The following is a 21999-nucleotide window of genomic DNA, read 5'->3' on the forward strand; positions in this document are numbered from 1 at the left end:
CGGCGATGTGATCCATCGTCCAGTCCGCTGCCGCTCAACCCGGCACCCGACACCCCACCGTTCCGCTTTGTCGCCGCACTGAGGAAAACGGTTCGGTTCAGACTTGGCGAAACACCAGTTTTTTCATATTGGCATGCTACATGAACGGCCAGCCGCCCAATCCGGGCGGCTCAAGACGGCCGGCTCAAGACGGTCCCGTAGCTCAACTGGATAGAGTAGCGGATTTCTACTCCGCGGGTTGCAGGTTCGAGTCCTGCCGGGATCGCCAGCTCGTTGCCTTGCCGCCGCTCTTCACGAACGCGTGGGTAACCATATGCCGGCCTTTGAACGGCGCCGATCAGCCCTATCTAAGCGCCGGGTGAGACGCGCCCGATAGGTTTGGGAATGCAGCAATCCGAATTGACGAGAATGGCGATCGCATCTGCGGTCGCGATCGTTGCGATCTCGTATTTGGCGGTCGACGCGGGCTTGGTGAGCACCAATGCGGTCACGAGGCCCATCAAGGTGGTCCAGGCCTCGATCCTTGGCGCCGCAACGGGACAACGTCAGCCTGCATTTGCAGTTGAGGACTGGGCGCGCCGCGGTCACGACAAGCCGCGACTCGAATATTGCCTGGCGGTCGACTGATCGACGCGCCCGCCCTCCGGTCTATCCACAGCCTGCCCGCTGATGACCCCGCCACCACCGCGCAATGGCCGCGGTGAGATCGTCCCACACCTCCGTCGGCAGGTCCGGCACCGCCACCCGGACGCTGTACTGGTCCGTCGTCGCGTCGTGAAACCACTCGGTCGCGGCGAAATCGAAGCCGAAGCTGCCGGCGTGGCGGATGGGAAAGCCCGCGCGGCGCAATTCGCAGCTCATGTCCTCGGCAGCCTGCCGTGCTGCCGCCTCGTCGAGCGCGCGCCTTCCGCGAAGAGTCACGTAGAGGCCGTGAGCGAAGCGAAGCTGAGCCGAGAGCGCCGGGATCTCGGCGGCAAAGCATCGCGCCGAGCTGCGGCCGTTGCGCAAGATCGCCGCCACGCGCCGCTTCGTCAGCGCCCAATACGCCGCGCTGCCCGCGAAGGGCGGGAAGTGGGCCGGCAATGCCGCGCCGCCGAGCAGCCGCACTGCGTTGCGCGTTTCGAACGCGAGGCGTGACCATTCAGCGTCCCCTGCCCGCGGTGGACGCTCATGCCCGCGCACGAAGACGGCCGAGCCGAGGCGGCCATATTCCGCTCCGAGCGAATCGAGCTTGTTGTGGCTTCGCACCAGCACCAGCGCAATTCCGTGTCGCCTGGCCCACCCCACGACGCGCCTGATGCGGCCCGACCTGCCGGCGAAGCACGTCGTATCGAAAATCAGGAGATCGAGGCCCGAGCCGTCACAGCGCAGCACCGCCTCGATGGCGCCGGCGACGGAGCAGGAATCCAGCAGCAGGATCCGCGGCGAGCTCACCCGTGCAAGCGCATCGCCGAGCGGCAGCGGCAAGGGTTCGATCCGCAAATGCGGCATGAAGCTTCGGATCAGCTCCAGCGTCTCGCCATAGCAGCCTGGCAGCACCAGGATATCCGCCTTCGCGACGATCCGCGCGGAGGCGAGCAGCACCGCGGAGATCGCCGCCATCCCCGAGGCAGTGTAGATCGCCGTGCTCGTGCAGCCGCCGTCGAGCTCGTAGAACGACGGACCGCGTACCGTGAGATCGGCCCGCTGGTAGTCGTAACTGAACTCGAACGGCCCGCTGGCGGGATCGGCCGTGTGCGACCAGGCGGTCTCGGTCGCCTTCCACTCGTGTAATTCATGCTCCGCCCTGAGCGCGGCAGTGATCTGGAATTTGGACCTGACGACGTCATCGACGGAACGCGGCGACGCCAAATCGAGCGGGTTTCTCAGGCCGTCGTTTAACAGCCTGAGTTCCCAGTGCTTGCGTTCCAGATAGGCCCGAACGGTCTCCATCGCGCTTCTTGACAGATCCAATCAGGCGTCAACGTCCGGAAATCCCAACGGGTCCAACGTGCCTGCTGCAACGAACCGGCGCCTTCGCAGTTGAAGCCATGCAAGGAGGACAGCATGGCTGACATCAGAGAGCACATGAAGATCATCGGCAAGGACGGCGCACATGTCGGCACCGTCGATCGTCTCGAGGGCAACCGCATCAAGCTGACGCGCAAGGACAGCCCGGAAGGTCACAAGGACCATCATCACTACATCGACACGAAATATGTCGGCGCCGTCGAAGGCGACGTGGTCAAGCTGTCGGTGAATGCCGACGCCGTCCCGAAGACCGAAGCTGCGTAAAACACTGAGCCCCTGCGGGGGCTTTTTGTTTGTTCACGGTCCGACTCCGCTTGGTTCGCGAGTACGAATCGCGACTGCAATTCGATTGCGCGGAGCATTCGTTAACGATGACTTTCTGCGGAAGGTCGCTGCAATGCGATCGGATTTCAGCGCTGCGGATTGACCGGGAACGAATGCGCGATCCGCGCGTTGGAAGACCGAACTGAGTGGTGCCGACCCGCCAGCCCCGGTCGGCTTTGAAGGACCCCGTGCTTGTCCCCCGAGCACGGGGTTTTTCTCATCTCAGCGCTCTCGGGCCAAAGGCCTGCGCCCGGCTGGATGCGAGGGGCCGCCTTGCTCATCGTGCAGATCGCGGGCGAGTTCGTGCCATGCCAGGGCCAGCTGGATCAGCCGTTGCCTGTCGGCACCCTCGGCCTCCGCGGCGCGCTTCATAGCGGCCTCGGCCTCATGTTGCGGATCGTACTCGGTGTACATGCGCAGACTCTAGCCGGCCATCTGGACGAGTGCGTGGCAATTTCGTCCGTATGATTGCGGGGTAACGACCAGCCTTCCTGCACCCCTCTGTGAACCACGTCACAGCCTGTCCGCGACATCTCCGCTAAACTACGTGTCCAGGCTTCATGGGTGATGTCCGGTCATGACACGCAAAGCAGCAACCGAAGTCATCGTCCCGAGGCAGCGACATCGCGCGGACCTGCTCGGCATCGCCTATCTCGGCACCATCGGCGTCGTCATGGTGGCCTGGATCGCGGGCCTGGTCTGGGCCTCGATCGCATTCTTCGACTGGCTCGTGTCCTGACCGCCCAAGGCATGGGCCTGCCAGCTGATCGCCGTTTTAGAGCAGGTAGGGCAACGCCTGCGAGAGTTTAATTCCGCCGCAAACGATCATGGCCCAGAGCGCCACGCTGATCTGGATGGCATCCAGCATGTCCCACATCCCCCGCGAATCATCCCGTCATTTTTCTTTGAAATTGACGTGAGGGGGCGACGAGCACCAGAGCCAATTCAAAGCGACCATCGGCGTGCAAATGGATGAGGCGGGCCGAAGCCCGCCTCCAATGGTCCGATCCTGCCTGCAAAACTCAATAGCAGGCGCGGGGATCGGCCTGCACATATTGGCCGTTCGGATAGCGGTAGTAGCAGGTGCCCTGCGCCCAGTAATAGCCGGGCTGGGACGCCGCGGTCGCGCCAGCAATCGCGCCCGTCGCGCCGCCAAGAACCGCGCCTGCGGCGGCCCCGGTTGCATTGCCCGAGATCAGTCCGCCCAGCAGGCCGCCGACGAGCGCGCCGCCGAGCGCGCTGGCGCCGGGATCGGCCGGCGGTGGCGGCGGCGGAGGTGGCGGCGCATAGGCCACCGGAGGCCGGGCGTAGACCACCGGCACGTCGTCGATATAGTCCTCTGAAATGTAGGCGGGCGGGCCGGCCATACGCTGCGGATAATAATACCAGACGCCGCCAACGTCCCACCACCAGCCGGATCGGCCATGGCGGACGTCGTGGCGCCAGCGTCCACCCTCCCAGGCAAGGTTGCCGCGATAGGTGTGCCCACCCCAATCACGTGTGGGAGCAGGACCGCGCGCGACGTGACGTCCGGGCGGCGGGCCCCCGGCGTTGTGACCCGCATGGGGCTGACCGCCGGGCTGCGCAGGCCTGGTCGCTTGCTGCGGCGGAGGGCCCTTGCGCATGGGCGGATTGGCCTGTGGCGGCGCGCCTGCTGCCGGCCCGGCCGGCGGTTGGACGACCTCTTGCCGGGACCTGGCCTCTTGCGCCTGCGCCGACAGCGCGAGCAGCGACGTGGCCGAAACCAAGGGAATGAAGATCTTCAGATGTTTGGACGCACTCATGCGTGCTCGCCCCCTGCTCTCATGGCCGTGAATCCCGGGCGCGATCGGCGAATCGCCGCGCGCCGGGCTGATGCCGGCCGAAATCACTGCCCTGCTTGATCGGCTAAGTCCCGTTACAAATGATTAAGATCAGGGCATTTTTTCGGCCCCATGGCCATGCTGTAGAGCGCTCTAGCGAGCCGGCTCGATCACATTGCAATTGCTTCGCCCGGACATCAGACAATCCTGCATCTTGCTGGCTGCCGTCAGATCCCGGGCAAGCCACCAGCCGACGCCGAGGATCACGACCGCGATGATCAATCCTGCCAGCGCGCCGCGGCGGTCGCCGCCGGACGGAGGCTTGGGCTGACGGTTCGGTCGAGGATGGGGCTCCTCGCCCGGTTCGGATCTGGACTCTGGCTTCGACATGGCCGCCTGGTCACGCTGGCGCGCTGGCTTTACCACCTCTGCGGCGTCGCGTCACATCCGGATCGTCCGGCCCAATTCAGCCCCGGGTCTGCTGGATTGCATCCTTGCGCAAGGTTTCGACCGCCGGAATTGCCTCCTGAACGCGCGGTGCGCAGCTCGTGAGCACGAATGCGGTCTGGGTGCATTCCCAATCCGCTCCCAGCACGGCACTTTCGATGGGCTGCGGACGAGCCAGCAGCAGCGCGGCGCCGGCCACGCCTGCCAGGGCGACGGCAATCGCGAGCGCCTTCAGGCTTGGTCTTGAGATTGTCATGCCCGTGCTCCGTCTCGTACGGGGCGGACGCTAGGCGTCGCCCATGTGCTCCCTTATGAGGGACATCACAATTCGGCAGTTTTTTCGGGCTACGAGAGATCGTCGGGGGGCGATTTTTCGTTGACCTGATCGGCTGCGATTATGGGTGGCTTCGCGACGCGCGCCGATGTACACGCTTCTGCGTCGCGTGGCGCCTGCTATGCCCAGCCGACTTACCAACAGGCACCGATGTAGGATCGAAAGCGAGGAAGACAAGGCTCGTCGATGAGTGGATTCAGGGAACCCGGCTTTGCAGACCGGCAAAAGGCGGCGCAGGACGCCCGCAAAAATCTTTTGAACAAGTTCAAGTCGCAGCCGGGGCCGGATGATCCCGCGGTGGCGGCGAAGCGCGCCGAGCGTGAGGCCCTCGCGGCCAAGCGCGCCGAGGCAAAGGCCGCGCGCGAGGCCGAAAAGGCTGAGCAGAAGCGCCTCGAGGAAGAGGCCAAGGCAGCCGAAGCTGCGCGGATCGCGCGGGAAGCCGAGGAAGCCGCCGAGAAACAGGCTGCGCTCGAGGCCGAGCAGAAGGCCAAGCGCGATGCGCGCTACGCCGCCCGCAAGGCTAAGCGCAAGTAAAACGCGCTGGTCACGTTCAATTGAACTTGAACTGAGCCATCATTCCGGCGGCCTCAAATGCCGCCGGAATTCGAGAGGACGCGGCCCGCCCAAGGGGCGTTGCGCGATGACGACCCGGGATCAGTTCTTCTTCATCATCCCGTCGTCCTTTTTCATGCCGTCCTTCGACATGTGATCCTTCTTCATGCCGTCGTCCTTGGACATGTGGTCCTTCTTCATCATGCCGTCCTTGGACATCGTGTCCTTTTTCATCATGCCATCATCCTTGCCCATCTTGTCCTGAGCAAAGGCGGCCGGCGCAAACGCGAGGCCTAGCGAGAGAGCGGCAGCCGAGACGCCGAGCACGATGCGGGTGCGAATGGTCATGGTTCATCTTCCTTCGTGATTTGTTTGTCAGCGACGGACGCCGCTATCCTGTCTCGACGGATAGCCGTGTGGCGTTGTTACGCTGACCATCGATAAATTTCTGCGGCCAGCCGCCCTCGTTGATTGGCGAGCCCGCATGGATCGGATGTGCTGCAGCGCAGCACAACCGGCACTTGCCGCGGCACTCTGTCTCGAACTATCAGATGAAAGACCATCGGATGGAGACCGGCTTGGATTGGCCCCGCGGTCGCGAAGAACCCAGTTCAAATCACCTCTGCCAAAAACACTCCGAGAAACGCCCAAAGAAACGCCCAAGGGGATTACATCATGTTCACGCGCCGCCATCTGCTCGCGACCGCCGTCGCGGCACCTGCCATTCTCCGCTTCGGCACCGGCACCGCGCAGGCCGCGACCACGCTGAAGATCTCGCATCAGTTCCCAGGCGGCACTATCGACAAGGGCGATTTCCGCGACCGGCTGTGCCGCATGTTCGCTGCCGAAGTGAGTAAGCGCAGCAATGGCGACATTGCCGCCGAGATCTATCCGAACTCCTCGCTGATCAAGACCAACGCGCAGTTCTCCGCCATGCGCAAGGGCGCGCTCGATATCAGCCTCTATCCGATGCCCTATGCCGGCGGCGAAGTGCCGGAGACCAATATCGGCCTGATGCCGGGCCTCGTGACCAACTACGACCAGGGTCTGCGCTGGAAGAAGGAGCCCGTCGGCAAGGCGCTGACCGACTTCCTGGCCGACAAGGGCATCATCCTGCTCACCTGGGTCTGGCAGGCCGGCGGCGTTGCTAGCCGTTCCAAGCCGATCGTCGCCCCGGAGGACGCCAAGGGCCTCAAGGTGCGCGGCGGCTCGCGCGAGATGGACATGGTGCTGCAGACCGCCGGCGCCTCGGTGTTGTCGGTCCCGTCGAACGAGATCTACGCGGCGATGCAGACCGGCGCCTGCGATGCCGGCATCACCTCCTCGACGAGCCTGATCTCGTTCCGCCTGGAAGAGGTCGCGAAGTCGCTGACCTCGGGCGCGGGCGCCTCCTATTGGTTCATGCTCGAGCCGCTGATGATGTCGAAGGCGATCTTCGACAAGCTGCCGAAGAACCATCAGGACATCCTGCTCGCGGTCGGCACCGAGCTCGAAGCCTTCGGCCGCAAGGGCGCGCAGGATGACGACGTCGAGGTCGCCAAGGTCTATGAGAAGGCCGGGGCCAAGGTCTCGGCGCTCGACGCCGCCACCGTCGGAAAATGGCGCGACATCGCCCGCGACACCGCGTGGAAGGACTACAGCGCCAAGACCGCGACCGCCGCAAACCTGCTCAAGCTCGCCATCGACGTCGCAGCATGAGCCACGGTCCGCTTCCGGATCGTGACGACCGGACGAGCGTTGCCGCGGGGACCGGCCCTGCGGCGGCGATCGATCGCGGTCTCGCCGTCCTCAACAGCATCATCGTCGTGTTCGCCGCGATCGCACTTGTCGCGGCCTGTGCAATCCTGAGCTACAGCGTGCTCAGCCGCGCGCTGTACAAGGCCGCGAACTATTGGCAGGACGAAGCCGCCGTGTTCCTGCTGGTCGGCGCGACCTTCATGACGGCGGCCTATGTGCAGCAGAACCGCGGTCATATCGGCATCGAGGCCTTCGTCGGCCTGCTCTCGCCATTCGCGAACCGGGTCCGGCTCTGGCTGGTCGATGCCGCCACGTTCCTGTTCTGCGCCTTCTTCACCTGGAAGTCGTGGACACTGGCGCACGAAGCCTATGTCGACGGCCAGGTCTCCAACTCGATGTGGTCGCCGCCGCTCGCCATTCCCTACACGCTGATGGCGCTGGGGATGAGCCTGCTCTGCATCCAGATCCTCGTGCAGCTTGCGCTGCCTTTCGCCGGAGCCAAGCGGCCATGAGCGTTTTCGGCATCGGCCTCGCCTACGGCATCGTGACGCTGCTCGTGATGTTCTCGGGCATGCCCATTGCGTTCGCGCTCGGCGCGGTCGCGGTGGTGTTCATGGCCATCTTCATGCCCTCGGCCTCGCTCGATACGGTGACGCAGAACGTCTACGAGGAGATGGCCTCGATCACGCTGTTGTCGATCCCGCTCTTCATCCTGAAGGGCGCGGCGATCGGCAAGTCCCGCGCCGGCCAGGATCTCTATCTGGCGCTGCATGCCTGGCTGCACCGCGTGCCCGGCGGCCTCGGCGTTGCCAACGTGTTCGCCTGCGCGCTGTTCGCGGCGATGGCGGGGTCTTCGCCGGCAACTTGCTCGGCGATCGGCTCGGCCGGGATCCCCGAGATGCGCAAGCGCGGCTATTCCGGCGGCTTCGCCGCCGGCATCATCGCAGCGGGGGGCACGCTCGGCATCCTGCTGCCGCCCTCGATCACGATGATCCTGTTCGCGGTCGCCGCCGAGAAGTCGCTCGGCCGCCTGTTCCTCGCCGGCATCGGTCCCGGCCTGCTGTTGGTCTTCCTATTCGGCGCCTATGCCGTCGTTCGCTTCCGCCAGGAATATGCCGCCGCCGAGGTGGCTTACAAGAACGGCGAACCGGAGGCTCCGATCTTGCATCGTGACGAGTACACGCTCGCCGAACGCTTCAGCGTGCTGCCGCGCGTGATCCCCTTCGTGCTGCTGCTCACCGGCGTCATGGTCGCGCTCTATGGCGGCTATGCCACGCCGTCGGAGACCGCCGGCCTCGGCGGCCTCCTGGCGCTGGCGCTGATCGCTGCGATCTACAGCGTGTGGCGGCCGAGCGACCTCGCGCCGATCATGAAGTCGACGATCCGGGAATCGACCATGCTGATGATGATCATCGGCATGTCGCTGCTCTATTCCTACGTGATGAGCTATCTGCACATCTCGCAATCGGTCGCCGAATCCATCGTTGCGATGCACCTGCCGCGCTGGGAGCTGCTGTTCGCGATCCTCGTCATGGTCGTGGTGCTCGGCTTCTTCCTGCCGCCGGTCTCGATCATCCTGATGACGGCACCGATCATCCTGCCGCCGCTCCGCGCCGCCAATTTCGACATCATCTGGTTCGGCGTCGTCATGACCATCGTGATGGAGATGGGGCTGATTCATCCGCCGGTCGGCCTCAACATCTTCGTCATCCGCAACGTCGCGCCCGATATTCCCCTGCGCGAGGTGATCTGGGGTACGCTGCCCTTCGTGCTCTTGATGATGCTTGCAGTGCTGCTGCTGTGCCTGGTGCCGGGGATTTCGACCTGGCTGCCGGACCTCGTGATGGGGCCGGACGGAAGCAGGTAGAAGCGATCGCCGGCCTGTAGGGTGGATTAGCCGAAGGCGTAATCCACGTCTTCTGTCGCAGCGGAGACGAACAGCGGTGGGTTACGCCTTCGGCTAACCCACCCTACGATTTCTCCTTCCGCCGCGACTTCGGCGCGTTCGCCACCACCTGCAGCAGGTCTTTGCGCACGGCCTCGATGTGCCGCTCCAGGAAGCGGCAGGCCTCCTCTACTTTCTGCGCACGACAGAGCGCGATCAGATGGGCGTGCTCCTTCTCGGCAATGCCCATCGACTTGGTGTTGGAGAGTTGTAGCCGCGTGTAGCGGTCGCTGGTCTGCAGCAGCGACAGCACGATCGCGCGCGTGCGCGGCTGCGGGGCGTGGACGTAGAGCGCCATGTGGAAGTCGGCATTGAGCTGGCCCCATTCACTGACGTTGCGCGCCTTAATCGCCTTCTCGAAGCTCCGGTGGATGTCGTCGAGCCCATCGAAATCCTGCGTGGCGAAGTGCGGCGCCGACTGCGCCAGCAGTCGCGGCTCCAGGATACGACGGAGGTCGAACACGTCGTTGATCTCGTCCAACGACAGCTCCGAGACGATGGCGCCCTTCTGCGGCACGATCCGCACCAAGCCTTCCGCCTCGAGCTGGAACAGCGCCTCGCGCACCGGGATGCGGCTGACGCCATAGGCTTCGCCCAGCGCGTCCTGGCGCAGCTGCGATCCGGCCGGATAAGTGCCGTCGAGAATTGCCTGGCGGAGCTGGTCGACGATCGCGGCCGACAGGGTGCGATGCTTCAGAGGCTGTTTCATCTGATCGTCCGATGTCCTTCCCGACTCGCGCGGCCGACGCGGTCCCTGTCTTGCATGTCGAGCTGCCCGGCAAAAGCCGGGGCGCCGCATAGTGCCCAGCAAACGCGCGCCCTGCCGCCGAAATGACCGCAAACTCCGTTTGACTCTCAAAATGTATAAATTATACATTTGGCAATCGCACGACAAATCTTCAGGGGGTTGGGGCCTCTTTCATGATCGAGCAGACCATGCCGGCCACGCGCGCACTCAGCCTCCGACGCATGATCGTCCGGATGTCGAGTGCCCTGCTGGCCTGCGAGCGGCTCGCGCTGATGGGCCTGATGTACCTGCTCACCGGTCTGATCCTGGTGAACGTCGTCACCCGCTACTCGCATTTCCCGATCTACTGGATCGATGAATCCGCCGTCTATTGCGTGGTCTGGCTGACCTTCATCGGGGCATCCGCGATGACGCGGCTGAGGCTCGATTTCGCCGTGACCATGCTGACGGAGCGACTTTCCGGTCAGCACCAGAAATTTGCAAAAGTGATCTCGACCGGCCTCGTCGTGGTGTTCGGCGTCGCCCTGATCGTCACCTGCGTGCTCTGGATGGACCCGGTGGGCCTCGCCCGCGCCGGCTTCGACGGGCGTAAGCTCGCCGCCGAGACCTTCAACTTCCTCTACACCGAGCGCACGCAGACGCTGAACTGGCCGACCTGGGTGCTCTATCTGACGCTGCCGATCTTCGCGGTGTCGATGACCGTACATGGTCTCGCCAACCTGCTGGAAGATCTCGAGCTGGTCCCGCGCACGCCGCCGAAGGGCTTCCAGCTCTCCGAGCTCGACGGGGTCAATTGATGATCACGTCAGCAGCCTTCATGGCCTTCATGCTGGTCGGCGTACCGATTGGCCTCTGTCTCTGCCTCGCCGGCCTCGTCTACATCGCCGCCTCGGGCAACCCGGTGCTGTTCCAATCCTATCCGCTGCAGCTGTTCGGCGGCGTCGACAGCTACGGCCTGATCGCGATCCCGCTCTTCATCCTGATCGGCGAGATCATGAATGGCGGCGGCATCACGCGGCGCATCGTCGACATGGCGATGGCCTTCGTCGGCTCACTCAAGGGTGGTCTCGCCTACGTCAACATCCTCGCCAATGTTCATCTCGTCCATCCTGGGATCGGCGACCGCGCAGGTCGCGATCATGGCGCAGATCATGGTCCCCGAGATGGAGAAGAAGGGCTACGACAAGACCTTCGCGGCCGGCCTGACGGCCTATGGCGGCATGCTCGGCCCGATCATCCCACCCTCGGTGATGTTCGTGGTCTACAGCGTGCTGGCGCAGGTCTCGGTCAGCGACATGCTGATCGCCGGCATCGTCCCGGGCGTCATCCTCACCGTGATGTTCTGCCTCGTCATCGCGCTGATGGGCTACATCTACAACTATCCGCGCGCGGACTACCAGACGCCGCGCCAGCGCGTCATGACCATCCTGCGGACCTCGCCGACGCTGCTGATCCCGATCGTCATCGTCGGCACCATCCTCGGCGGCCTCGCCAATGCGACGGAATCCGCGGCCGTCGGCGCGGTGGCTGCGGCCGTGGTCGGAAAGTTCTGGACCAAGGAATTCAAGTTCTCGCAGCTGCCGCAGATGATGCTGCGCAGCGCGATCTATTCGGCGATCGTGCTGTTTCTGGTCGCAGCCGCCGCGGTGTTCTCCTGGGTGCTGATCTTCGGCAAGGTGCCGCAGGAGACCGCCGCCTGGATCCAGACCGTCGCCAAGGATCCGGTCAGCTTCATGCTGATCTGCAACGTCATCCTGCTGCTGATCGGCACTGTCATCGACGGCATTCCCGGCTTGATCATGACGGTGCCGATCCTGCTGCCGGTCGCAACCGAGATCTATCACATCGACCCCCGGCAATTCGGCGTCGTCGTGGTGATCAACCTCGTGCTCGGCCTTTTGTCGCCGCCGGTCGGGCTTTGCTTCTTCGTCGCGGCCGCCGTCACCGGCGCCAAGCCCGGCAGGATGTTCATGGTGACGCTGCCCTTCTTCGTCATCGCCTGCATCCTCCTGGTGCTGCTCTCGCTCTATCCCTCGCTCTCGCTGATCCTCGTCAAATAGACCCATCCGAAAGGAGCCCGACCATGCCGCTTTCACGCCGCCACTTTCTCGCCGCCAGTGCCGCCGCCTCGGTGTTCGCCCCGTCGCTGGCGCTCGCCCAGGCCAAGGAATTCCGTCTCGGCCTGATCACGCCGAACGGCCATTCCTGGAACAAGGCCGCGCTCAAATTCGGTGACGAGCTCAAGGCCGCCACCAACGGCCGCCTGACCTTGACCGTCTTCCACGCCGGCCAGCTCGGCAACGAGACCGCGATGATGCAGCAATTGCAGTCCGGCGCGCTCGACATGGGCTTCATCCAGGCCGCCGAGCTCGGCTCGCGCGTGCCGCACATCGCCGCGATCAACGCGCCCTACATCGTGCGCTCGACGCCGGCGGTGGCAAAGTTCGTGCGGCATCCGGCGGCGGTGAAGTTGTTCGAGGTGCTGCCGCAGGAGACCGGCACGATCGGGCTCGGCTGGGGCATCACCGGCATGCGCGCGGTGTTCTCCTCCAAGGACCTGAATTCGCTGGCCGACATCAAGGGCATGAAGCTGCGCATCAACCCGACGCCGGTCTATCGCGACTTCTATTCCTCGCTCGGCGCGGCGCCGACGCCGATCCCGACGCCGCAAGTGTTCGACGCCATGGCCAACGGCCAGGTCGATGGTCTCGAGGCCGATCTCGAATTCTCCTGGAACCAGCGTTTCGACAAGGTGTCGAAGGTGATCCTGCAGATGAACGCCGTCTTCATGCCGATGGCCGCGGTCGTCTCCGGCCGCGTCTGGCAATCGCTGCCCGCCGCCGACCGCGAGCTGATCACGAAAACGATCAAGGCGACGCTGGACGCGCAGATCGACGAGCTCGCCGGCAACGAGCCCACGCTGATCGAGAATTTCAAGAAAGCACCGATCCCGATCCGCCAGGTCGACGCCAAGGACACCGAGGCCGTCATCGCCGAGTTCGACAAGATCTGGCTGCCCAAGGCCCCCGTCCTCGCCGAGCTGCGCAAAGTCGGCGCAACGCTCTGATCCCGTTCCCCATCCCTTTCACAAGAGCCGGCGGCTCCAGCCCCCCGCCGGCACATACCCCTGGAGTCAAACCATGAGCCGCCGCGTTGCCTGGGAAGGCGTCTTCCCGGCCGTCACCACCCAATTCCACGACGATCTCTCGCTCGACATCGACGCAACCGCCAAGGTGATGGACGGATTGATCCGCGACGGCGTCTCCGGCCTGATCGTCTGCGGCTCGGTCGGCGAGAACACCTCGCTCGAGCGCAAGGAGAAGGTCGCGATCATGGAAGCGGCGAAGTCGGTCGCGAAGGGCCGCGTGCCCGTGCTGTGCGGCATCGCCGAATTCACCACGGCGTTTGCGGTGGAGACCGCTAAGGAAGCCGCACGCGTCGGCATCGACGGCGTCATGGTGATGCCGGCGCTGGTCTATTCCTCCAAGCCGCACGAGACCGCCGCGCATTTCCGCGCCGTTGCCTCCGCGACTGACCTTCCCGTGATGCTCTACAACAACCCGCCGATCTACAAGAACGACGTTACGCCCGATATCCTGGCCTCGCTCGCCGACGTCGAGACCGTGGTCTGCTTCAAGGATTCCTCCGGCGATACGCGGCGATTCATCGACACCCGCAACATGGTCGGCAACCGCTTCGTGCTGTTCGCAGGTCTCGACGACGTCATCGTCGAGAGCGTCGCGATGGGCGCCGTCGGCTGGGTCTCCGGCATGTCCAACGCCTTCCCGCGCGAGGGCGAGACGCTGTTCCGCCTCGCCAAGGCAGGGCGCTTCGCCGAGGCGATGCCGCTCTACGAATGGTTCATGCCGCTCCTGCATCTCGATGCCCGCCCGGACCTCGTCCAGTGCATCAAGCTGTGCGAGCACATCATGGGCCGCGGCACCGCCCTGACCCGCCCGCCCCGCCTGGCACTGCTGCCGCAGGAAAAGGCCGAGGTCGAGGCCCTGATGGCCAAGGCGCTGAAGAACCGCCCGCGCCTGCCGGATGTCGGGCTGAAGGCGGCTTGAAAACTCTCTCGGTCGTCATTGCGAGGAGCCCTTGCGACGAAGCAATCCAGACCGCCTCAGCGGAAAGACTCTGGATTGCTTCGCTTCGCTCGCAATGACGGAGAACTAGGAGACAGCCCGCTTCTTCTTCGCGTTCAGCGCGGAGGCCACGCGGCTCACGGGCGGCTTGCCGAGCACGCCGCTCATCGCGTTCGTCGCCGCCAGCAGCTTCTCCATATCGACACCCGTCCTGACGCCCATACCCTCCAGCATGTAGACGACGTCCTCGGTCGCGACGTTCCCCGTCGCGCCCGGCGCATAGGGACAGCCGCCGAGCCCGCCGGCAGCGGCGTCGATGACGCGGACGCCCTCCTCCAGCCCTGCATAGAGGTTGGCGAGCGCCTGGCCGTAAGTGTCGTGGAAATGCATCGCGAGCCTGGCTGCGGGAATGTTGGCGGCAACCGCGCGCAGCATCTCCTTGGCCCTGGCTGGCGTGCCGACACCGATGGTGTCGCCGAGCGAGATCTCATAGCAGCCAAGATCGAACAGCGTGCTCGCAAGATCCGCCACCGCCTTCGGCTTGATCTCGCCATCGAACGGACAGCCCAGCACGCAAGAGATATAGCCGCGCACCTTGACGCCATCCTCCCTGGCGCGCGCCAACACCGGCTTGAAGCGCTCGATGGACTCCGCAATCGTGCAGTTGATGTTCGCCCGGGAAAACCCCTCGGAGGCCGCCGCGAACACGGAGACCACTTTCGCGCCCGCGGCACGCGCGGCGTCATAGCCTTTGTCGTTCGGCACCAGCACGTGGAATTCGGCGCCCTTCACATGCGCGACGCCGCGCAGCACGGCATCCGAGCTTGCCATCTGCGGGATAGCCTTGGGCGAGACGAAGGCGCCGACCTCCACGGTATCCAGCCCGGCCGCCACGAGCGCCTCGATGAAGGCGATGCGCGCCTCGACGCTGACGGACGTCTTCTCGTTCTGAAGGCCGTCGCGCGGCCCCATTTCGATGATGCGGACCGGATCGCTCATCTCATTCCCCTGCAGGTTCGACCAGAGCGAGCTCGACGCCCTCCTGCACGATGTCGCCGACCTTGCACTTGATAGATTTCAGCACGCCGGCATAGGGCGCGCGCAGCGTCTGCTCCATCTTCATCACTTCCAGCGTGAGGATCGGCGCGCCCTTCTCCAGCTCGGCCCCCTCCTCGGCCAGCACGGCAACCACCGTGCCCGGCAAGGGTGCTGCGATCTTGTCCTCGCCGACATGCTCCTCGCTCTCGCCGCCGAACGGATCGACCCAATGCAGGTCGAAGCGGCCGTTGCGCGTGCGCAGGTACAGCTCATGGCCATCGATGACCGCTGCCACTGACGATTTGACGCCGTCGAGCGTCAGGTCGAAGCCGCCATCCTTCGCAGCGATCGTGAACGCCAGCTCGCGGTCGCCGATCACCAGCGTCGACGGTCCGCTGCCGTAGTTCAGCGTGATCTTCTGCTCCGGACCATGGCCGACACGGAAGGCAAAGCTGCGCTGGCGGCGACCGACCGGCTGCCAGCCGAAGGTCTGCCAGGGCGAACTCGCCTCCGCATGCGCGGTCTGCCGCTCCTCGTTGACGATGGCGGCAACTGCGGCGCAGAGCTCGAGCTCTCCGGGCGCCGGCGCCGCGGCGGTCAGCACCGCCAGCTCGCGCTCGATGAAGCCGGTGTCGATCGCATTCGCCCGCACCTTCGGATGCGTCATCAGCGCCGACAGGAACGGGATGTTGGTGACGATGCCGCGGACGTCGGACTCCTCCAGCCCGCGGTTCAGCCGCTCGATCGCGACGTCCCGCGTCGGCGCCCACGCGATCACCTTGGCGAGCATGGCGTCATAATACGGCGAGACCGTATCGCCCTCGCGATAGCCGGCGTCGATGCGCAAGCCCCCGGTCTCCGCCGGCAACCGCCAGGTCGAGATCCTGCCGACCGACGGCATGAAATTCTTGGTCGGGTTCTCGGCGTAGACGCGCGCCTCGACGGCATGGCCGTTGAGCCTGATCTCATCCTGCTTGAGCGGCAGCGCCTCGCCGAAGGCAACGCGCAGCTGCCACTCGACCAGGTCGATGCCGGTGATCAGCTCGGTGACGGGATGCTCGACCTGCAGGCGCGTATTCATCTCGATGAAGAACACGTCCTTGCCGTCGGAGACGAACTCGATGGTGCCGGCACCGACATAGTTCACCGCGCCCGCCGCTTTTCGCGCGGCGGCGCAGACGGTTTCGCGCTGCGCAGCATTGAGCGTCGGTGATGGCGCCTCCTCGATCACCTTCTGATGCCGGCGCTGGAGCGTGCATTCGCGCTCGAACAGCGAGAGCAGATTGCCATGGCTGTCGCCGATGATCTGCACCTCGATATGCCGGGGATTATCGACATATTTTTCAATCAGCATGCGGTCGTCGCCGAAGGCGGCCTTGGCCTCGCGCTTGGCGCTGACGATCGCCGGCGCCAACTCATCGGCGGACCGCACGATGCGCATGCCGCGCCCGCCGCCACCGGCGGAGGCCTTCACCAGCACGGGAAAGCCGATCTTGTCCGCCGCCTTGGCGAGCGTCGCCTCGTCCTGGGCCTCGCCGTGATAGCCTGATACCAGCGGCACGCCGGCCTTCTCCATCAGCTCTTTCGAGCCGGATTTCGAGCCCATTGCCGTCATCATCCCGGCGGTCGGCCCGACGAAGACGAGGCCGGCGTCATAACAAGCCTGCGCGAACTCGGCATTCTCGGAGAGGAAGCCGTAGCCGGGATGCACGGCCTCCGCTCCGGTCTTGCGCGCGGCCTCGATCAAGCGCTCGATATTGAGATAGCTGTCGCGGGCGCGGGCGGGCCCGAGCAATACGGCCTCATCGGCGAGCGCGACATGCATCGCCTCGCGATCGGCCTCGGAATAGATCGCGACCGTGCGCAGGCCCATCGCACGGGCGGTGCGGATAACGCGGCAGGCGATCTCGCCGCGGTTGGCGACCAGGAGCGTGCGGAAACGCCGGTAGAGTTTTGAGCGGTCCATCACATCACATCCTGAACAGGCCGAATTTCGTCGGCTCGAGCGGCGCATTCGATGCCGCCGAGAGGCCAAGGCCGAGCACGAGACGCGTGTCGGCCGGATCGATCACGCCGTCGTCCCACAGCCGCGCGGTCGCGTAGTACGGGTGGCCCTGGCTCTCATATTGCGCGCGAATGGGCTCGCGGAACTTGTCTTCCTCTTCCCTGGACCAGCTGTCGCCCTTGGCCTCGATATTATCGCGTCGGACCTGGCTCAGCACCATCGAGGCCTGCTCGCCGCCCATCACCGAGATGCGCGCGTTCGGCCACATCCAGAGGAAGCGCGGCGCGTAGGCACGGCCGCACATGCCATAATTGCCGGCGCCGTAGGAGCCGCCGATCACGACGGTGAATTTCGGCACCGACGCCGTCGCAACCGCCGTGACGAGCTTGGCGCCGTCGCGCGCGATGCCGCCCGCCTCGTACTTCTTGCCGACCATGAAGCCGGTGATGTTCTGCAGGAATACCAGGGGAATGCCGCGCTGACAGCACAGCTCGATGAAATGCGCACCCTTCAGCGAACTCTCGCTGAAGAGAATGCCGTTGTTGGCGATGATGCCGACCGGATAGCCCCAGATATGGGCGAATCCGCACACCAGCGTCGTGCCATAGAGTTTCTTGAACTCGTCGAACTCCGAGCCGTCGACGATGCGCGCGATGATATCGCGCACGTCGAACGGCTTGCGGCCGTCGACCGGCACCACGCCGTAGATTTCCTCCGCCGCGAACAGCGGATCGCGCGGCTTATGCATGTTCAGGTTCGGCCGCACGGAAGGCTTGAGCGTGCCGACGATACGCCGGGCGATGCCGATCGCATGCGCATCGTTCTGGGCGTAGTGATCGGTCACGCCGGACTGCCGCGAATGCACGTCGGCGCCGCCGAGCTCCTCCGCACTGACGACCTCGCCGGTCGCGGCCTTCACCAGTGGCGGGCCGCCGAGGAAGATGGTGCCCTGGTTGCGCACGATGATGCTCTCGTCCGACATCGCCGGCACATAGGCACCGCCGGCGGTGCAGGAGCCCATCACGATCGCGATCTGCGGAATGCCCTGCGACGACATCTGCGCCTGATTGTAGAAGATGCGGCCGAAGTGCCGCTCGTCCGGAAAGATCTCGTCCTGCAGCGGCAGGAAGGCGCCGCCGGAATCCACCATGTAGACGCAAGGCAGATTGTTCTGCCGCGCAATGTCCTGCGCACGCAGATGCTTCTTCACCGTCATCGGGTAGTAGGTGCCGCCCTTGATGGTGGCGTCATTGGCGACGATCACGCATTCGCGGCCCGAAATGCGCCCCACCCCCGTGACGACGCTCGCCGAATGCACATCGCCGCCATAGAGGCCATAGGCCGCGAGCGGCGACAGCTCCAGGAACGAGGTCCCGGGATCGACCAGGAGGTCGACGCGCTCGCGTGCCAGCATCTTGCCGCGCGCGGTGTGGCGCTTGCGCGAAGCCTCGCCGCCGCCGCCGGCGACCTCGCTGAGTTTCTCACGCAAGTCCGCGACGAGACCGCGCATGGCCTCGGAATTGCGTGCAAAATCTGATGACGACGGATCGATGCTGGAATGAAGCGGCATGGTGTTTCCAATGGGGTGAAGGACTTAAGCCGTCTCGGCCATCAGCTCGCGGCCGATCAGCATGCGGCGCACCTCCGAGGTGCCCGCGCCGATCTCGTAGAGCTTTGCATCGCGCCACAGGCGCCCGACCGGGAATTCGGAGGTATAGCCGACCCCGCCCAGCGCCTGGATTGCTTCGCCCGCCATCCACGTTGCCTTCTCCGCGGAATAGAGGATCGCAGCAGCCGCGTCCTTGCGCAGGGTGCGCGCGTGGTCGGCGCGGTCGCAGGCGCGGCCCACCGCATAGACATAGGCGCGCGTGGCCTGCCAGGTCGCATACATGTCGGCGAGCTTGCCCTGCATCAGTTGGAAGTCGCCGATCGGCTGGCCGAACTGCTTGCGTTCATGCATGTAGGGCACCACCGCATCCATGCAGGCCGCCATGATGCCGAGCGGGCCACCCGAGAGCACCGCGCGCTCATAATCGAGGCCGGACATCAGCACCTTGACGCCCTCGCCCACCTTGCCCATCACATTCTTCTCCGGCACCTCACAATCGTCGAAGAACAGCGGATAGGTGTTGGACCCGCGCATGCCGAGCTTGTCCAGATGCTGGCCGTGTGTGAAGCCCTTAAAACCCTTCTCGACCAGGAACGCGGTCATGCCGCGCGGCCCGGCCTCCGGATCGGTCTTGGCATAGACCACCAGCACGTCGGCATCGCCGCCGTTTGTGATCCACATCTTGGAGCCGTTGAGCACGTAGCGGTCGCCGCGCTTGTCGGCGCGCAGCTTCATCGAGACCACGTCGGAGCCGGCGCCCGGCTCGGACATCGCGAGCGCACCGACATATTCGCCTGAGATCAGCTTCGGCAGATAACGCTGCCGCTGCGCGTCATTGCCGTTGCGGCGGATCTGGTTGACGCAAAGATTGGAATGGGCGCCGTAGGACAGGGCCACGGCCGCCGAACCGCGCGAGATTTCCTCCATGGCGACGATATGGGCGAGATAGCCCATATTGGAGCCCCCATATTGCTCCGGCGCGGTCATGCCGAGCAGGCCGAGGTCGCCGAAGCGCTTCCAGAGATCTGCGGGGAAAAGATTAGCCTTTTCGATCTCGGCGGCACGCGGGGTGATCTCCGCCTCCACGAACGAACGAACGGTGTCGCGCAGCAGGCTGATGTCTTCGCCCAGATCGAAATCGATGCTCGGGATGTTCAAGGCGAGTCCTCCGTATTTTGGGCTCCGAAACTAGCCCGGTCCCGGCCCTCTTGCAGTCGAAAAGGTTGCATTTTCCGCCAAACTTGGCGAGGATTTCCGAAAGGAATTCCGATGCCTTTTCAAGCCGCCACCGCGATTCCGCGCCGCGCCGTCACGCCCGCCGCCTTCGTCCGCGGCGTGGTGGCCGCGTACGAGCATTACGGCCGCGATCCCGCCGAAGCCTTGAGCCGGGGTCAGGTCGCGCCGGAGCTTGTGAATTCTCCTGATGGGCGTGTGACCGCGGCCCAGTTCGAAGCGCTGGCGGGCCATGCCATGCGCGAGCTCGATGACGAGGCGCTTGGCTGGTTCTCGCGCCGGCTGCCATGGGGCACCTACGGCATGCTGTGCCGGGCCTCGATCACCGCACCGACGCTGGAGGTCGCGCTCAAGCGCTGGTGCCGGCATCACCGCTTGGTCACAGAGGATGTGCTGCTCGATCTCGAGGTTGGCGAAGAGACCGCCGTCGTGTCGATCCGTCAGCTCCGTGACCTCGGACCCTTCCGCGAGTTCTGCCTCGTCACGCTGTTCCGCTACGTGCTCGGCTTCTCATGCTGGGCTGTCGACTCCCAGATCGCGCTCCGCGCGGCTGAGTTTCCTTACTCAGAGCCCGGCCACGTCTCGGTCTATCCGACCATCTTTTGCCGGAGCGTCCGCTTCGACGCGGACCGCGCGGCCATCGTCTTCGACAAGCACTATCTGTCGCTACCGCTGACGCGCAGCGCGGCCGATCTCGACAACATGCTCAAGGGCGCGCTCCGGCTCACCGTGCTGCCGTACCGGCGCGACCGCCTGCTGGTCGAGCGCGTCCGCCGCGTGCTGCGAGAAGCGCGCGGACGGGTCCTCGGCGCCGAGGACGTCGCGCGCGAGCTTGCGCTCTCCACCCGCACGATGCATCGCCGTCTGCGCGAGGAGTCCACCTCGCTGCGCGATCTCAAGGAGGAGACGAAATTCGAGCTGGCCAAACAGGAGCTGATGCGCGGCCGCACGCCGATCAAGCGCATCGCCGAGATCGCCGGCTTCCGCAACGAGAAGAGCTTTTCGCGGGCCTTCCGAACCTGGACCGGCACCTCCCCGCGCGAGTTTCGGGGGCGGTATCGCTGAGGCGCTTTTCTGAGATTCAGACTTGATCGTGGAATATTCGGAGCCCTACCCCGCCGGCTCTGCCACCGCGACCTCCTGCAATGGCAGCGGCACGTCCTTGGCAACCCCGAGCACGGGGAAGCTGCGCACGTTCTTGACGTTAGGCATCGCGGCGAAATGCAGGAGCTGCTGCCGCATACTCTCGACACTCGGGGCCACGCATTTGAGCAGATAGTCGGTGTCGCCGGAAATCCGCCAGCATTGCTGGATGCGCGGGATTGCGGCGATCGAGCTCTCGAACGCCTCCAGCACCGGCTGGGCCTGGCTGCCGAGCTGGATCGAGACGAACGACACCACCTCGTAGCCGAGCAGCCGCTCGTCGATCACGGCGCGAACCGCCCGGATCACGCCGCGGCTGAACAGCGACTTCAGCCGCCGCAGGCAGTTCGGCGCGGACACGCCGACCCGCAGCGCCAGCTCGTTGTTGCGAACCCGCCCGTCCTGCTGCAGTTCGGATAGGATTTTCAGATCGACGCCGTCGAGCTGGTCACGCCCCGCCATCCCCCACCTCGTCCTGGTCGTGTCATGCGAGGCAGCGAAGCACGGGGCGGAATTGGTGCCAAGGGTTCTCAGGCGCGGGCGACCAGCCGCTCCCTTCTTCATGGCCGGGCTCGTCCCGGCCATCCACGTTCTTCGTCTACCGCCAAAAATGTGGATGCCCGGGACAAGCCCGGGCATGACGGCACTTTGGATGCTTCGGGTGAGAATGGCCCCTCAATGCGTCCAGGGTTCGCCGCGGCGGAACGAGAAATTGTCGGCATAGGCAACCGGCCGGCGGATCGACTCCTTGGGCTCGATCACCTGGTAGGCGATGCCCTTGCGCTCGCAATAGGCGATCGCCTCTTCCTTGCTGTGGAAGCGCAGCGTTATTTGCTGCTTCATGTCGGCCGACGAGGTCCAGCCCATCAGCGGCTCGACCGAGCGCGGCTGCTCCGGCTCGTAATCGAGCTGCCATTCCCTGGTCTTGGACCGGCCGGATTGCATCGCGTTCTTGGCGGGCTTGAAAATGCGTGCGGTCATGACTGG

General features: G+C 64.9%; 24 protein-coding genes, 1 tRNA gene and 1 pseudogene. 13 read left to right on the plus strand and 13 right to left on the minus strand.

Translation table 11 applies throughout. The features are described from left to right. The first annotated feature begins 191 nt into the window (after window positions 1–191). Both I6F20_RS06245 and I6F20_RS06250 read left to right on the plus strand, forming a co-directional pair. Window positions 192–268: transfer RNA gene (locus tag I6F20_RS06245), tRNA-Arg, on the plus strand. Between the two features lie 140 nt (window positions 269–408). Next, window positions 409–627, plus strand: a complete 219-nt coding sequence (locus I6F20_RS06250) for a hypothetical protein (protein ID WP_225125466.1) — start codon at window positions 409–411, stop codon at window positions 625–627. A gap of 21 nt (window positions 628–648) precedes the next feature. On the opposite strand, the gene I6F20_RS06255 is transcribed toward I6F20_RS06250, so the two are convergent. Continuing rightward, window positions 649–1932 carry a PLP-dependent aminotransferase family protein gene (locus I6F20_RS06255; protein WP_109143820.1) on the minus strand — a complete coding sequence of 428 codons (1284 nt, stop codon included), beginning with the start codon at window positions 1930–1932 and terminating at the stop codon, window positions 649–651. A 114-nt stretch (window positions 1933–2046) separates the two neighbouring features. Here I6F20_RS06255 and I6F20_RS06260 point away from each other — a divergent pair, with 114 nt between their 5' ends. Continuing rightward, window positions 2047–2274 (plus strand): DUF2171 domain-containing protein, encoded by a 228-nt coding sequence (locus I6F20_RS06260; protein ID WP_025036201.1) that lies wholly within the window; start codon window positions 2047–2049, stop codon window positions 2272–2274. Window positions 2275–2556: 282 nt separating this feature from the next. Here I6F20_RS06260 and I6F20_RS06265 read toward each other — a convergent pair whose 3' ends face one another. Then, the gene (locus tag I6F20_RS06265; RefSeq protein WP_225125468.1) at window positions 2557–2748 is read right to left on the minus strand and encodes a hypothetical protein; all 192 of its coding nucleotides are present in this window, start codon (window positions 2746–2748) and stop codon (window positions 2557–2559) included. Window positions 2749–2911: 163 nt separating this feature from the next. On the opposite strand from I6F20_RS06265, the gene I6F20_RS06270 reads away from it, so the two are divergent. Beyond that, a complete protein-coding gene (locus I6F20_RS06270; RefSeq protein WP_035999590.1) occupies window positions 2912–3073 on the plus strand; it encodes a hypothetical protein in 162 nt (53 codons plus the stop codon). 283 nt (window positions 3074–3356) lie between these two features. On the opposite strand, the gene I6F20_RS06275 is transcribed toward I6F20_RS06270, so the two are convergent. The 3 genes from I6F20_RS06275 to I6F20_RS06285 form a co-directional block, all read right to left on the minus strand. Further along, entirely contained in the window at window positions 3357–4118 is a 762-nt protein-coding gene (locus I6F20_RS06275) for a hypothetical protein (RefSeq protein ID WP_036028017.1), read from the minus strand. Between the two features lie 171 nt (window positions 4119–4289). Continuing rightward, the gene (locus I6F20_RS06280; RefSeq protein ID WP_057029336.1) at window positions 4290–4526 is read right to left on the minus strand and encodes a hypothetical protein; all 237 of its coding nucleotides are present in this window, start codon (window positions 4524–4526) and stop codon (window positions 4290–4292) included. Window positions 4527–4602: 76 nt separating this feature from the next. Next, complete coding sequence (locus tag I6F20_RS06285; RefSeq protein WP_035999592.1) at window positions 4603–4839, minus strand: hypothetical protein; 237 nt, start codon at window positions 4837–4839, stop codon at window positions 4603–4605. Window positions 4840–5103: 264 nt separating this feature from the next. Between I6F20_RS06285 and I6F20_RS06290 the strand changes: the two genes are divergently transcribed. Further along, window positions 5104–5451, plus strand: a complete 348-nt coding sequence (locus tag I6F20_RS06290; RefSeq protein ID WP_036027966.1) for a DUF6481 family protein — start codon at window positions 5104–5106, stop codon at window positions 5449–5451. A gap of 120 nt (window positions 5452–5571) precedes the next feature. Here I6F20_RS06290 and I6F20_RS06295 read toward each other — a convergent pair whose 3' ends face one another. Beyond that, window positions 5572–5817 carry a pentapeptide MXKDX repeat protein gene (locus I6F20_RS06295; protein WP_035999609.1) on the minus strand — a complete coding sequence of 82 codons (246 nt, stop codon included), beginning with the start codon at window positions 5815–5817 and terminating at the stop codon, window positions 5572–5574. A 327-nt stretch (window positions 5818–6144) separates the two neighbouring features. Here I6F20_RS06295 and I6F20_RS06300 point away from each other — a divergent pair, with 327 nt between their 5' ends. The 3 genes from I6F20_RS06300 to I6F20_RS06310 are packed head-to-tail and all read left to right on the plus strand — an operon-like array spanning window position 6145 to window position 9073. Next, window positions 6145–7167: a TRAP transporter substrate-binding protein gene (locus tag I6F20_RS06300; protein WP_225125469.1), complete on the plus strand. Its 1023-nt coding sequence runs from the start codon at window positions 6145–6147 to the stop codon at window positions 7165–7167. Then, window positions 7164–7718, plus strand: a complete 555-nt coding sequence (locus tag I6F20_RS06305) for a TRAP transporter small permease (protein ID WP_057029145.1) — start codon at window positions 7164–7166, stop codon at window positions 7716–7718. The genes I6F20_RS06300 and I6F20_RS06305 overlap by 4 nt, the downstream gene beginning before the upstream one ends. Then, on the plus strand, window positions 7715–9073 hold the full coding sequence (locus tag I6F20_RS06310) for a TRAP transporter large permease (RefSeq protein ID WP_225125471.1): 1359 nt from the start codon (window positions 7715–7717) through the stop codon (window positions 9071–9073). Before I6F20_RS06305 ends, I6F20_RS06310 begins: the two co-directional genes overlap by 4 nt. A 103-nt stretch (window positions 9074–9176) precedes the next feature. On the opposite strand, the gene I6F20_RS06315 is transcribed toward I6F20_RS06310, so the two are convergent. Beyond that, on the minus strand, window positions 9177–9860 hold the full coding sequence (locus I6F20_RS06315) for a GntR family transcriptional regulator (protein ID WP_035999625.1): 684 nt from the start codon (window positions 9858–9860) through the stop codon (window positions 9177–9179). A 227-nt stretch (window positions 9861–10087) separates the two neighbouring features. Between I6F20_RS06315 and I6F20_RS06320 the strand changes: the two genes are divergently transcribed. The 4 genes and pseudogenes from I6F20_RS06320 (at window position 10088) to I6F20_RS06335 (ending at window position 13966) form a co-directional block, all read left to right on the plus strand. Next, on the plus strand, window positions 10088–10696 hold the full coding sequence (locus I6F20_RS06320) for a TRAP transporter small permease (RefSeq protein WP_035999731.1): 609 nt from the start codon (window positions 10088–10090) through the stop codon (window positions 10694–10696). 29 nt (window positions 10697–10725) lie between these two features. After that, a pseudogene (locus I6F20_RS06325) lies at window positions 10726–11959 on the plus strand (TRAP transporter large permease). A gap of 23 nt (window positions 11960–11982) precedes the next feature. Next, window positions 11983–12966 (plus strand): TRAP transporter substrate-binding protein, encoded by a 984-nt coding sequence (locus I6F20_RS06330; RefSeq protein WP_225125473.1) that lies wholly within the window; start codon window positions 11983–11985, stop codon window positions 12964–12966. Window positions 12967–13039: 73 nt separating this feature from the next. After that, complete coding sequence (locus I6F20_RS06335) at window positions 13040–13966, plus strand: dihydrodipicolinate synthase family protein (protein WP_225125474.1); 927 nt, start codon at window positions 13040–13042, stop codon at window positions 13964–13966. 105 nt (window positions 13967–14071) lie between these two features. Here I6F20_RS06335 and I6F20_RS06340 read toward each other — a convergent pair whose 3' ends face one another. Genes I6F20_RS06340 through I6F20_RS06355 form a run of 4 tightly spaced genes read right to left on the minus strand, consistent with a single transcriptional unit; the run spans window position 14072 to window position 19794 of the window. Next, window positions 14072–14983, minus strand: coding sequence for a hydroxymethylglutaryl-CoA lyase (locus tag I6F20_RS06340; RefSeq protein WP_225125475.1), 912 nt, complete (start codon window positions 14981–14983; stop codon window positions 14072–14074). A gap of 1 nt (window position 14984) precedes the next feature. After that, entirely contained in the window at window positions 14985–16988 is a 2004-nt protein-coding gene (locus I6F20_RS06345; RefSeq protein ID WP_225125476.1) for an acetyl/propionyl/methylcrotonyl-CoA carboxylase subunit alpha, read from the minus strand. 4 nt (window positions 16989–16992) lie between these two features. After that, window positions 16993–18597 carry a carboxyl transferase domain-containing protein gene (locus tag I6F20_RS06350; protein ID WP_036027958.1) on the minus strand — a complete coding sequence of 535 codons (1605 nt, stop codon included), beginning with the start codon at window positions 18595–18597 and terminating at the stop codon, window positions 16993–16995. A gap of 24 nt (window positions 18598–18621) precedes the next feature. Further along, on the minus strand, window positions 18622–19794 hold the full coding sequence (locus I6F20_RS06355) for an isovaleryl-CoA dehydrogenase (RefSeq protein ID WP_225125477.1): 1173 nt from the start codon (window positions 19792–19794) through the stop codon (window positions 18622–18624). Window positions 19795–19905: 111 nt separating this feature from the next. Between I6F20_RS06355 and I6F20_RS06360 the strand changes: the two genes are divergently transcribed. Next, a complete protein-coding gene (locus I6F20_RS06360; RefSeq protein WP_225125478.1) occupies window positions 19906–20934 on the plus strand; it encodes an AraC family transcriptional regulator in 1029 nt (342 codons plus the stop codon). 45 nt (window positions 20935–20979) lie between these two features. Here the strand turns inward: I6F20_RS06360 and I6F20_RS06365 are convergent, their stop codons facing one another. Beyond that, complete coding sequence (locus I6F20_RS06365) at window positions 20980–21474, minus strand: Lrp/AsnC family transcriptional regulator (protein ID WP_057029137.1); 495 nt, start codon at window positions 21472–21474, stop codon at window positions 20980–20982. 213 nt (window positions 21475–21687) lie between these two features. Further along, window positions 21688–21993: an ETC complex I subunit gene (locus I6F20_RS06370; protein ID WP_024337795.1), complete on the minus strand. Its 306-nt coding sequence runs from the start codon at window positions 21991–21993 to the stop codon at window positions 21688–21690. Window positions 21994–21999: the final 6 nt, after the last annotated feature.

The organism is Bradyrhizobium sp. IC3123, assembly GCF_020193625.1.
Lineage (GTDB): Bacteria > Pseudomonadota > Alphaproteobacteria > Rhizobiales > Xanthobacteraceae > Bradyrhizobium > Bradyrhizobium yuanmingense.